The organism is Staphylococcus sp. CWZ226, assembly GCF_018986355.1.
Lineage (GTDB): Bacteria > Bacillota > Bacilli > Staphylococcales > Staphylococcaceae > Staphylococcus > Staphylococcus simulans.
Genome location: NZ_JAHMSB010000002.1, coordinates 25,354 through 38,581, shown reverse-complemented (window position 1 = coordinate 38,581; position 13,228 = coordinate 25,354). Strand labels below are relative to the sequence as shown.

At 37.0% G+C, this 13,228-nt stretch carries 8 protein-coding genes and 1 pseudogene; 2 read left to right on the top strand and 7 right to left on the bottom strand.

Annotated features, from left to right (window positions below; genetic code table 11):
* Positions 1-18 precede the first annotated feature (18 nt).
* Positions 19-2,187 (top strand): RNA degradosome polyphosphate kinase, encoded by a 2,169-nt coding sequence (locus tag KRR19_RS01835; protein ID WP_002479785.1) that lies wholly within the window; start codon positions 19-21, stop codon positions 2,185-2,187.
* A gap of 96 nt (positions 2,188-2,283) precedes the next feature.
* On the opposite strand, the pseudogene KRR19_RS01830 reads toward KRR19_RS01835, so the two are convergent.
* From KRR19_RS01830 to KRR19_RS01800, 7 genes and pseudogenes are all read right to left on the bottom strand, one after another.
* Positions 2,284-3,540: pseudogene (locus KRR19_RS01830) on the bottom strand (acetylornithine deacetylase); the annotation flags it as partial.
* A 41-nt stretch (positions 3,541-3,581) separates the two neighbouring features.
* Positions 3,582-4,361, bottom strand: a complete 780-nt coding sequence (locus KRR19_RS01825) for a hypothetical protein (protein ID WP_156666754.1) — start codon at positions 4,359-4,361, stop codon at positions 3,582-3,584.
* 70 nt (positions 4,362-4,431) lie between these two features.
* Complete coding sequence (locus tag KRR19_RS01820; protein ID WP_002479788.1) at positions 4,432-5,793, bottom strand: gluconate:H+ symporter; 1,362 nt, start codon at positions 5,791-5,793, stop codon at positions 4,432-4,434.
* A 136-nt stretch (positions 5,794-5,929) separates the two neighbouring features.
* Positions 5,930-7,465, bottom strand: a complete 1,536-nt coding sequence (gene gntK / locus KRR19_RS01815; protein ID WP_156666753.1) for a gluconokinase — start codon at positions 7,463-7,465, stop codon at positions 5,930-5,932.
* 12 nt (positions 7,466-7,477) lie between these two features.
* Complete coding sequence (locus tag KRR19_RS01810) at positions 7,478-8,164, bottom strand: GntR family transcriptional regulator (RefSeq protein ID WP_156666752.1); 687 nt, start codon at positions 8,162-8,164, stop codon at positions 7,478-7,480.
* Between the two features lie 162 nt (positions 8,165-8,326).
* Positions 8,327-10,426 carry an AAA family ATPase gene (locus KRR19_RS01805; protein WP_002479791.1) on the bottom strand — a complete coding sequence of 700 codons (2,100 nt, stop codon included), beginning with the start codon at positions 10,424-10,426 and terminating at the stop codon, positions 8,327-8,329.
* 600 nt (positions 10,427-11,026) lie between these two features.
* Entirely contained in the window at positions 11,027-11,737 is a 711-nt protein-coding gene (locus tag KRR19_RS01800) for a GTP pyrophosphokinase (protein ID WP_002479792.1), read from the bottom strand.
* Positions 11,738-11,998: 261 nt separating this feature from the next.
* Between KRR19_RS01800 and KRR19_RS01795 the strand changes: the two genes are divergently transcribed.
* Positions 11,999-13,198 (top strand): GTP-binding protein, encoded by a 1,200-nt coding sequence (locus tag KRR19_RS01795; protein WP_002479793.1) that lies wholly within the window; start codon positions 11,999-12,001, stop codon positions 13,196-13,198.
* The last annotated feature ends 30 nt before the right edge of the window (positions 13,199-13,228 follow it).

The window sequence follows — 13,228 nt, the reverse complement described above, 5'->3', positions numbered from 1 at the left end:
TACCATGGGGTGGTCATTATGGAAAATCAAGTCGTTGAAAAAGATCTCAACAAACCAGAGTTTTACAATAACCGAGAATTAAGCTGGCTCGACTTCAACTATCGTGTCTTACAAGAAGCGAGCGACAAAACAAATCCTTTATTAGAACAATTAAATTTTATTGCGATTTTCGCATCTAACTTAGACGAGTTCTTTATGGTCCGTGTAGCTGGGCTGCAAGACCAAGTTAAAATGAACTTCAACAAACCCGAGAACAAATCTCAAATGACACCTAAACAACAACTGGCTGCTATAAAAGAAAAAAATACGCCACTTGTTGATTTACAGTACGAACGCTATAACGAATTGACGAATCGTTTACGCGAATATAATGTGATTACTACCAAACCACAAGATTTAAATGAAACGTTACAAAATGAATTAGAACAAGAATTCAAAAATAATATTTTACCGACGTTAACACCACTGGGCATTGATGCATATCATCCATTCCCGAAGCTTGTTAATAAAAGTTTGAATATCTTTGTGGAATTAGATACTGATGAAACAACAAATACAGCAATTGTTCAAATTCCATCACTAATTGATCGTTTCATGATTTTAAAAGATGAAGATAAACAATACGTTTTAATGGTTGAAGATGTTATCGATTATTTCATTGAATTCCTCTTCCAAGGCTATGACATCAGAAAAACTTTCACATTCCGTATTACACGTAATGCTGACTTAACAATTCATGAAGACGGTGCTGAAGATTTATTAATCGAAATCGAACGCTTCTTGAAAATGCGTAAAAGCGGTTCAGCTGTACGTCTAGAAGTTGATTCACGTAATACAAATGAATTAGACATTGAAGGTCTAAAAGAACAATTAGAAATTCATGACGATGATGTTTACTTTGTGGATGGTCCATTAGATTTAACAATGGTATTTGGTTTAGTTGGTTATTTAACACCACAACTGCCAAACTTACGTTATGACCGTTATACGCCGCAAATTCCTGAATCATTAGGTTACAATGATGTCTATGATTTAGCGTTAAAACGTGACATTTTCTTCCATCACCCATACGAATCATTTGAACCGATTGTCGACTTCATCCGTGAAGCTGCTGAAGATCCTGATACAATTGCGATTAAACAAACATTGTATCGTGTCAGCAAAGATTCACCGATTATCAAAAGTTTGAAATATGCGGCTGAACAAGGTAAACAAGTCACTGTTCTTGTTGAATTGAAAGCCCGCTTCGATGAAGAAAACAACGTCCATTGGGCACGTATGTTAGAAGATGCAGGTTGTCATGTAATTTACGGTATGACACATCTGAAAACACACAGTAAAATTACATTAGTGGTTAAACGCTTAAAAGGTCGTCTTGTACCATTTGTACACTTAGGTACTGGTAACTATAACGATAAAACAGCGGAAATCTATACAGATATGGGTATCATCACAACACATAAAGGTATTGCTGAAGATGCGATTAACTTCTTCAACTACTTAAGCGGTTATTCAATCAAACCTCACTACAATGAATTGATTGTAGCACCGTTTGATATTCGTGATGTATTCGTAGAACGTATCGAAACTGAAATCAAAAATCATCAAGAATATGGCAATGGTCATATCATTATGAAAATGAACTCTTTAACAGATAAAACGATTATCAAAAAGTTATTTGAAGCATCACAAGCAGGTGTTAAAATTCAATTGATTATCCGTGGTATCTGCTGTTTGAAACCTGGTGTTCCAGGCGTGAGCGACAATATCGAAGTTGTAAGTATTGTAGGTCGTTTCTTAGAACATTCTCGTATCTACTACTTCCATAACAATGGAGATGAAAAAATCTATTTATCATCTGCAGATGCGATGACACGTAACATGATTAAACGTGTAGAAATTTTATTCCCTGTTCATGATGCGAAAATCAGAGAACGCTTATTAAACTTTGTGAACTTACAATTATCTGATAACCAAAAAGGTCGTTATCAAGATAAGAATGGCGTCTACCATTACGTTAACAACAATCAACTGCCTTTAAATTCACAACTTTACTTGATGCATCAAGCAGTTGAATTAGCAAAAGCTATCAAACACAAAACACCATTTACTGAGGCGCGTCCCAAGGGTACGTCTCAACCAAGACGTAATTGGATTTCACGTTTAAAAAATACATTTAAATCTTAAGATAAGTCTCATATCAATAAAGTGTGAGAAATAAGCAAAGACCCGCAAGCCGCGGGTCTTTTCATTTATTCATTTCTATTTTCCATTTTCTTCTGCCTACTGCTTTTTCATGGTTGATGCTGACTGAGGATGTTGATACCAATCTTTTAAGAATTCCAATAATACCGCACTATACTCCGTTAAATCTTGTTTATTGATTTTCTCATCCACACTATGTGCTTCTGTTAATAATCCCGGGCCATACAATATCGTCGGAATACCGTAATCATCTAGCCAACCACCATCTGTCACTGTTGTGGACATACCTGTCTCAAGCGGTGTGTGATGAATGGTTTCATGGGCTTTTGCTAAGGTTTTGAAACCTTCATGTTCTACTGGCAGTGTGAAGCTTGGGAAGATTTCACCTTGGTCTTCAATCATAGAAGTACCGCCCCATTCAAATTGAAGTGGATTATCTTTTAACCAGACATCCGCTTCAGCCACACGATTTAAATACGCTTCAATTTCTTTAATCACTTCATGATAATCTTCATCTGGTAAGAAATGAACTGTGATCCATAAACGACAAGTATCTGCGATAAAGGCAGGATTTCGACCGCCTTCAATAACCGCTGGATTAATCGTATTAGCACCTGCAGGCATATCTGGATAATATTTCATAACTGCCCAATGTTGTTCTAGCTCTTTTAACGCTGTAATGATTTTAGCCATCTTTTCAATCGCACTCGCTCCATGTAGGCCACCGCCTGCATGTACCATTTGGCTGCGTGCACCATCATGAATTGTCGTTTTACTTTGAATTGTAATCCAGCCGGTAATCACGCCACCTTGCCCTAACGCTTGTGCATCACTTGTATCTAATACTAATGCCAAGTCAGCTTTAGGACTTAATTCACATGCCGTCTTAGTACCTGCTTCTCCGACTTCTTCTCCCACAACTGATTGTACAATGATGTCACCTTCTGGTTTTAATCCTTGTGCATGCAGTTGTTCTAAAACATAAAATAGCGAAGCCATGCCGCCTTTCATATCACTGACACCTCGACCATACACTGCATCATCTACTTCAGTTAATTTAAATGGCGGATATTGCCAATGTTTAGGATCTTCTACATTTGCGACATCTACATGACCGTTTAATATCAACTTCGGTGCATCCTTATTTTCACCCGCTAATACACCAACCACTATACTGTCATTCTCATATAAAGGTTCACGTTTGACTTCAAAGCCTAATCCTTCTAAGTAATTTTGTATTTCTATTTGCAACGGGTCTGTATTACGTGCTGGCGGACTTTCTGTAGGATGTTCCACTAACCATTTCAACAACTCAAATAAGCGACGTTCCATGTTCCTCTTCCTTTCTAAATGTGATTGTTTGTTTTATGTTTGTTTCACTTCTCGTTACCCTGATTTAAGCGTCTTAAATAACTGCGAAATCCTCGCATCACCCATTCATGTATCACTGCTTGTGTAGATTGATAAATGCGCCAAGGTAAACGCGGCGTAAAATGCGTTAAACAGGTATATAGCGATTGTTGCTTTTGAATAAAATAAAAAGCTGAGGCGTTACTTTTAGGTTGATACAACAAGCTGTTTGCTTGAAGCGTAAGTTTGACACCATGCGTTAATGGCACTTGCTTCATCGCAATCAAAGGACGTTTCATATTGAGTAAGTGAATATCAAAGCGTTCAGGTTGTCCTTTCACTTGAATAAGACCCAAAGACATTTTCTTTAAGTAATGCGCATAAGCAATAATACTTTGATGAGCTGTATAGTCTTGAGATACCGACATTTGTTGAAGTGACGCAGCTTGTTTCGTCTTCACTTTTTGATATGCGATGATGTCATGATACTCAATCACTTCAAATGGTCCAGCCGCACATACATAATCTTTAATTAATTGACGTAGGACATGAGGCTTACCATGCCACACACCATCTCCAAACATTTCAGGCAATGCATTCATCAGCACGATATCTTCTTTTTCTATGTATTTCTGCCAATGCGCTAAGTCTAAATAATTCATTGGTTGATAAATTATACCTGGGTATTGATCAGGTTCTCGATTTGAATCATATACAACAACAATTTCATAGTGTCCCGGATTCAAAGTCTCTAATATGTATTTTGCGGTAAGCGAAATATCTTCTATTATCACAATGCGTGTCATAGTCTTCACCTCTTCATCTTTACTATAACAAAAAAGCACGCATCTAATGAAAGACACGTGCGTTCTAAATCTATACAAATAAACTTAAGAATAAAATAAAGATAAGTCCTGAAACAGAAATAATTGTTTCAAGTAATGACCAAGTTAAGAATGTTTCTTTAATTGTTAAACCGAAGTACTCTTTAAACATCCAGAATCCTGCATCGTTAACGTGTGATAAAATTACACTGCCGGCACCAATGGCAAGCACAACTAATGCGACATTGACATCACTGGCTTGAAGCAACGGTAATACAATACCTGTTGTTGAAATTGCCGCAACTGTCGCAGAACCTAACGCAAGACGTAGAACTGCCGCAACAATCCATGCTAGTAAAATCGGAGACATCGTTGAACCTTCGAACATCTTCGCAATTGTATCACCGACACCGCCATCAATCAGTACTTGTTTAAATGTACCGCCGCCACCGATAATCAAGATCATCATACCGATTGGATAAATCGCATCTGTTACAGACTGCATAATCGCTTTGTTGTTGCGGCCTTGTCGGATACCCATTGTAACCATCGCAAAGAGTACCGCGATCAACATCGCTGTATCAGCTGTACCGATAAAGTTGATAATACCGATAAATGCATTTTTAGAATTGTCTACATTCCCTGTAATCAATTGAACAACTGTAGCAATTAACATCAAAATAACAGGAAGTGTCGCAGTTAACACACTGATACCAAAGCCCGGCATCTCTGAGTCTTTAAATTCTTTTTGTGCACCTAATGATGAAATGTCACCTTCTCTTGTATAAGCAGTCGGTGTTAATTTTTGTGCAATTTTACCGAATACCGGACCTGCAATAATCGTAACTGGAATCGCGATAATGAAACCATATAATAATACTTCACCTAATGAAGCATGTAATTCTTTTGCGATAACGACTGGGCCAGGATGCGGTGGCAAGAAGCCATGCGTTACAGATAACGCAGTAATCATCGGCAATCCTATTTTAAGTGGAGATACTTTCGTACGTTTTGCTAGAGTAAAGACTAAAGGAACTAATAGTACAAGTCCAACTTCGAAGAACAACGCAATCCCGATCACAAAGGCAGCGACAACCATTGCCCATTGGACATGTTTCTCTCCAAATTTATCAATTAAGGTATCTGCGATACGTGTTGCACCGCCACCATCAGAGAGCAACTTACCTAAGATTGCACCTAAACCGAAGATAATTGCGATATGTCCAAGCGTGCTGCCCATCCCTTTTTCGACGGTTTCAACGACTTTATCTAACGGCATACCTAACATCAACGCAGTGACCATTGATGTAATAATTAAGGAAATGAATGTGTTCAACTTCAATACAATAATGAGTGCTAATAAAATTAAAATACCAATGACCACCGTGATTAACGGCCAAATTTCTGTAAACATAACTTTTCCTCGCTTTCCTTATGAGCACCTTTACTGACAGCGTTTACATCAGTAGTCAAAGAAAAAGCTGAAGTGCTTAATAATTATGGGTAGACACTTCAACTGCTTTTTCTCAGTGGCTCATGGCTTTTTGTTTTTATAAATGTTTTCTTTGGAAATCTGCGATCTTACGATATTGCGGAGCCAAACTACGACTCAAATCAATATAAATACTAATCAATTGCTGATAAATCTCTACCGCTTCTTGGTTCGGTTGATGTGCATGTGTTGTTCCGACCATGTCTTCGATAATTGAAAAGTCTTCAATTTCTCCTAATGCTTTCAGTCCTAGAACACACGCACCAAGAGAAGAGCTCTCATAACTTTCAGGTACAATTAAATCCGTGTCAAAAATATCCGACATCATTTGGCGCCACATTTCACTTTTCGCAAAACCACCTGTTGCCTTAATGGCCGTTGGTGTTTCACCCATCATCTCAATTAACGCAAGATAAACGGTATACAGATTGTATAAAATACCTTCAAGCGCTGCACGAATCATATGTTCTTTTTGGTGTGATAACGTTAAACCAAAGTACGAACCTCTTGCATCCGCATTCCATAAAGGTGCACGTTCACCTGCAAGATAAGGATGGAAAATCAGACCTTTCGCACCTGGTTCTACACGGCTTGCGATTTTTGTCAAAACATCATAAGGATCGACACCAAGACGTTTCGCTGTTTCTACCTCACTCGCAAGCAATTCATCACGCAACCAACGTAAAATAATACCGCCATTATTTACTGGACCGCCAATCACATACTGTCCTTCATCTAAGACATAACAGAAAATACGTTCTTTCTCATCTGTTCTTGGATGATCAATCACAGTACGAATCGCACCTGATGTACCGATAGTAACCGCTACTTCGCCTTTCTTGAAACTATTCACACCTAAGTTTGACAATACGCCATCACTTGCGCCGATAACTACAGGTGTTTCTTTGTTTAGACCTAATAGTGTCGCATAGCGTTGTTTCATTCCTTTTAAGATATATGTTGTCGGCACAAGTTCTGGTAATTGTTCTGGTGTAATCCCAAGCAAATCTAATGCTGGTTTATCCCATGTCAATGTTTCAAGGTCCATCATACCTGTTGCTGAAGCGATAGAATGGTCCATCACATAGCGTCCATAAAGTTGGTATAAGACATAACTTTTAATATCAATATATTTTGTCGCTTGTTGATAAATCTCTGGATGCTCATCTTTCAACCAATAGATTTTAGATAACGGCGACATTGGATGAATCGGTGTCCCTGTACGTTTATAGATTTCGTGTCCGTGATGTTGTTGACGAATTTCTTCAGCATGACGACTTGCGCGATTATCAGCCCAAGTAATACTTTGTGTTAATGGTTTTTGTTCGTTGCCCATCGCAATTAAGCTATGCATTTGTGCACTGAATGCGATTAACTTCACATCATCTGGTCCTACTTTGCCTTCTCGTATGACTGCTTTAATCGTCATTAAAACGGCATCAAAGATTTCATCTGGATTTTCTTCAGAGGTATCGACATCTGGCGTCTGCATGTCGTAACTAATATTATGTTTTAACAAATATTGACCATTTTCATCATAAAGAACAGCTTTCGTACTCGTTGTGCCAATATCGACTCCAATCATATACTGCATGGTTTGACCTCCTTATTTCTTCTCTAAAAATAATGCGCTGATATAATCTCCGACATCATCAAAATTACGATGGAATGCATCGCGTAATAATGTCGTATCGTTATGTTCAACGGCTTGTGCGTATACTTCGTGGTTGGCATGAATTCTTTCAAAATCATCAGGGTCCATCTGCATTCTATCTCGCATCGATAACAATATTAAACACAATAAAATAGGTTTAATATTATTCCAGCTGCTGAGTAAATAACTGTGCTTCGTCGCATGAATTAACACTTCATGGAACAAAATATCATGTTCAGTAAAAGATTCTGCATCTTCAAACTGTACCGCTACTTTCATCATCTCTAAATGCTTCCGCATAGTTTTAGCTAACGCTGCACGTTCTTCATCTTTAATACGCGCAAACGCAAAAGATTCCATCATAATGCGTAAATCATACACTTCACGACGTTCAGCTTCTCCAAACGTTAAGACATCTGCCCCCATACGTTCTAAACGAATCAATTGATCTTGTTTCAATAATTTAAACGCATCACGCACAGGAGAACGACTGACATTGAATTGTTTAGCGACTTGATTTTCAGTCAAGGCATCGTCTGATGTCAATTCACCATTGATAATCTTCAAACGTAACTCAGCCGCAACTGTTTCCCCTGTTGTCATATTCGCTAACCATTGTTTCGGATATTGTTTTTCCATCACGCACCTCTTTTCGTTCTACATACTTGTATACAAGTATATTAATACAAAGTTTCGAAGATTGCAATCGCTTACAAAAAAGTAATAAAAAAGCCCTCATCCATATTTCTATAGATGAGAGCGTGAAATTTAAATGTGATTCAATTATTCAATCGTGGTGGATTATAGAGAATCTACTTTTTCACCGTTGATTAAGATGTCATCGCCATCAAGTGTTACTTCGATGTCTTTCACATCTGTGTGTTCTAGGTAGTAGTCTGTGATACGATCACGAATTTCTCTTTCAACCACACGACGTAATGGACGTGCACCAAGTTCTGCATCGTAACCTTGATCAATTAACCAATCTTTAGCATCTTGGCTTACTTCAAGTGAGATACCTTTTTTATCAAGTGTATCAGCAACATCATCTAATAATAAGTTGATGATATCTTGTAATGCATCTTTGTCTAAATGAACGAATTCTACGATACCGTTGAAGCGGTTAAGGAATTCTGGACGGAAGAATTTTTTAAGGTCGTCCATTAATGCTTCGCGATCTTTTTCATCTTCATCACCGAAACCTGCGTTTGAAGTACAGATGATGATTGTATTTTTGAAGTTCACGACATTACCTTGACCGTCTGTTAAGTTACCGTCATCCATCACTTGTAGTAATAAAGTTAAGATTTGTGGGTTCGCTTTTTCGATTTCATCGAATAAGATGACTGAGTAAGGGTTACGTCTAACTTTTTCAGTTAAAGTATTAGAGTTATCATCATAACCTACATAACCAGCAGATGTACCAATCAATTTAGATACAGCTGTACGGTCCATGTATTCACTCATGTCTAATTTAATAAGCGCTTCTTTATTACCGAATAAGTCGATTGATAATTGTTTTGCTAATTCAGTTTTACCTACACCAGTAGGACCTACGAATAAGAAGCTGCCGATTGGTCTGTTACCTTCATCGAAACCTGCACGGTTACGACGGATGGCACGAGCTACCATATCTACTGCTTTATCTTGACCAATGATTTTGCTTTTTAGTCGTTTAGAAATGTTTTTCAAACGAGCAATATCATTGTCGTCCATTTGTGATACCGGAATACCAGTCATACGTTCTACAGTGTCTGCTACATCTTGAACAGTTGCTGTTGAACCTTCACCATGACCTGATTCAAGTCTGTCTTGTAATTCTTTGATTTCTTTTTGATATTTGTCTGCATCAGAATAAGCTTCTTCGCTGACTGCTTTAGATTTTTTATCTTCTAATTCTTTAATTTCTTTTTCAACTTCCACTTTGTCTACTACAGGATTTTGTGCAGCTAAATGTGCAGCTGTGATATCTAAGATATCTAATGCTTTATCTGGTAATAAACGTTGTGGCACGTATTGGATAGATAGGTCTACACAAGCTTTCAATACATCATCAGGTAATGTTACATTGTGGTGTTCTTCGAATTTTTCACGAACACCTTCTAAGATTTTGATTGTATCTTGTGCTGATGGTTCTTTAACGACTACTTCGTTGAAACGACGTGCTAAAGCTGGGTCTTTCAAGATGTTGTTTCTATATTCGTCTTGAGTAGTTGCACCGATAACTGAAATTTCACCACGGCTCAATGCTGGTTTGATAATATCAGATAAGCCTTTGCTGCCTGAATCTCCGCCAGTAGAACCTGATCCGATAATTTGGTGAATTTCGTCAAAGAATAAGATGACATTTTTTCTTTCTTTAACGCTGTCTAGCAATTGTTGGATGTTTTCTTCGAAAGCACCACGGTATTGAGTACCTGCTTCTAATGAAGAAATGTTTACTGAGATGATTTCTTTATCTTTAATTGCTGCTGGTACATTACCTTTCACAATTGCTTGTGCCAATCCTTCAACGATTGCTGATTTACCTACACCAGCTTCACCGACTAAGATTGGGTTGTTTTTATTACGACGGCTTAATACTTCTGCAGTATCTTGAACTTCTTTGTCACGTCCGATTACTGGATCTAATAAGCCTTGTCTTGCTTCTTCAGTTAAGTTACGGCCTACTTTTTCTAAGTAGTCTTCGCCGCCTTGTCCACCGCCAGCTTGTCCTGGTTGTGCACTTTGTACTTGTTGTGAAGGGTGACCACCTTGATGTTGTTGTAATGCTTGTAATTGTTCAGGTGATACTTCACGACCATTAATATAATATTTTTTATTTCCATCTGCGTTTTGCATATCTTGCATCATTCTTCTAAAAATTGAGTCAAATTCATTTCCGAAAAATCCGTTATTCATATATTCATAACCTCCGTTAATTGGTAAAAATCCATTATTTTAAGAATCTCTGTCTGACTTAAAATAACTGTTTTACACTTCCATTTATGTTATTTCCTGTGGCAAGTACACAATACTTTTTCGCTGTGCGTGTCATATTATTAACAGATAGGTGCTTTAAATTCGGATATTCAATTAGTTGACAAGATAAACTACTTCTTACATTTCAAATATACCCACCTTGTCAAAGATTCAAAACACTTTAATATTACATGTTCTTTTTATTTCTCTACTTCTACATTATCTATTGTGTCCTTGCAATTTCATGTCTTGTTTTCAAGTTAAAATTTGTATAATTATTATTTGGTCAATTAAAGTCAAATAACTTAATTCCTTTAGTTATCGCCTCTATCAACCTTACATATGTAATTATAACGCATATTTATGCATAAATCAAGTACTAAATATGCATTTTTCAAAGTTTTTTAAGTTTTTTTGGATTTTTTCGGTTAAATATACCAAATAACTAATTTACCAACCATCTGAGTACCTCTGTGTACATTACATTGATTTTTTCATAAAAAAAGAAGTTGAATCTTCATAGACTCAACTTCTTTCCGATTAATCTTCATGGCTGACTTGTTTTAAAATGTCTCCATGCATTTTCTGCAACTTATACTCTACTGTTTCGATCTCTTTAGCACATTCTTTTAATGTATCTTTATAAACTTCTGTATTTGTCGCATTTTTATAACGTAATTTATGTTCAAGGCTGGCCCACATATCCATACCAATCGTACGGATTTGAATTTCGACTGGTACATACTCAACCGTATCTGTTAAGAACACCGGTATTGATACTACAAGATGTAAACTGCGATAGCCATTCTCTTTAGGATTTTCTATATAATCTTTACGTTTTAATAATTTAACATCAGCTTGTCTTAATAATAAAGAAGCTACGACTTCAATATCTTCCAAATAATTACATACCACACGAATTCCAGCGATATCTGTAATATTTTGACGTGCAGAGTCAGTCGTTACTGGCAATCCCCTTGTTTCCAGCTTACGTACTAAACTGCTGATTTCTTTAACACGTCGTTCCATATGATGAATTGGATTATGTTCATATAAGATTTGGAAGTCATTATCTAAAATACTCAACTTCGTACTGACTTCTTCTAACGCTGATGCATACAAATGATGTAAGCTCACAAAGTCCACGAGTTCTTCAATTCGATAATTTTGTTCTTGAAACTTTGTGATATTACGTTTTAAATCTTCCTTAAGCGCATTAAGGTTAAGTGTTTCTCTTCTCTCTACATACATAATAATCCCCCGTTCTTCAGACATCTTTATTATAACGAAGTTTGTAGTTAAAATTAATTATTTGTAATTCACAAACGAATATTTGCGCATAAATTTTCAAAAGATACAAAACGAGTCTCTGCATATTTAATAGACAATTCTTTATTTTTAAACATTCATAGTTTAGGTTCATCACCTTGCGCACCGTTCTTTTTTTCTATACAATATAAATCGTAATAATTACGATTAAACGCGTGTATATATAAATAGGAGGATTTATTTATGGCTAAAATACCAGTAACGGTACTGAGTGGGTACCTTGGTTCAGGTAAAACAACTTTATTAAACCATATCTTACAAAATAGAGAAGGCTTACGCATTGCGGTCATTGTTAATGACATGAGTGAAGTGAATATTGATAAAGACTTAGTAATTGAAGGCGGGGGCATTTCACGTACTGATGAAAAATTAGTAGAACTTTCTAACGGTTGTATCTGCTGTACATTACGTGAAGACTTATTAAAAGAAGTTGAAAATATTGTTAAACGTGGCGGCATTGATCAAATCGTGATTGAATCAACAGGAATTTCTGAACCTGTACCTGTCGCACAAACATTCTCATATATCGATGAAGAACTTGGTATCGATTTAACAAGCATCTGCCGTTTAGACACAATGGTTACTGTTGTTGATGCGAACCGCTTCATCAACGACATCAAATCAGAAGATTTATTAGTTGACCGCGATCAAGGTACAAGTGAAGAAGATGAACGTACTATCGCTGACTTATTAATCGACCAAGTCGAATTCTGTGACGTCTTAGTCTTAAACAAAACAGACTTAGTTTCAGAAGAAGAATTAAACAAACTAGAAGGTATTTTACGCAAATTACAACCAACTGCGAAATTTATCCGTACACAAAACTCAGTAGTTGAACTCAGCGACGTGTTAAACACTGGCTTATTCGACTTTGAAGCTGCATCAAACTCTGCAGGCTGGCTTCAAGAATTAACAGAAGGCGGCCATGCGACACATACACCAGAAACAGAAGAATACGGTATTTCTTCATTTGTATACGAACGTCGTATGCCATTCCACGCAGAACGTTTCCATAAGTGGTTAGAAAATATGCCGAATACAATTGTACGTGCTAAGGGTATTGTTTGGTTAGCACAATATAATCATGTGGCGTGCTTAATGTCACAAGCAGGTTCTTCAGTCTCTATCCACCCTGTTACATTCTGGGTTGCGGCAATGTCCGAAGCACAACAACGTGAAATCTTGCATGAACGTGAAGATGTGCGTGAAAACTGGGATCCTGAGTTTGGCGACCGCCATACACAATTTGTGATTATCGGTACAGACTTAGACCAAGAAGCATTAACAAAATCATTAGATGAATGCTTACTAACAACAGAAGAATACGATCAAGATTGGTCTCAACTACCAGAACCTTATGGATGGCAAATCACACAAGCATAAACAACAGTATATTAGACAAACGAAAGCCTC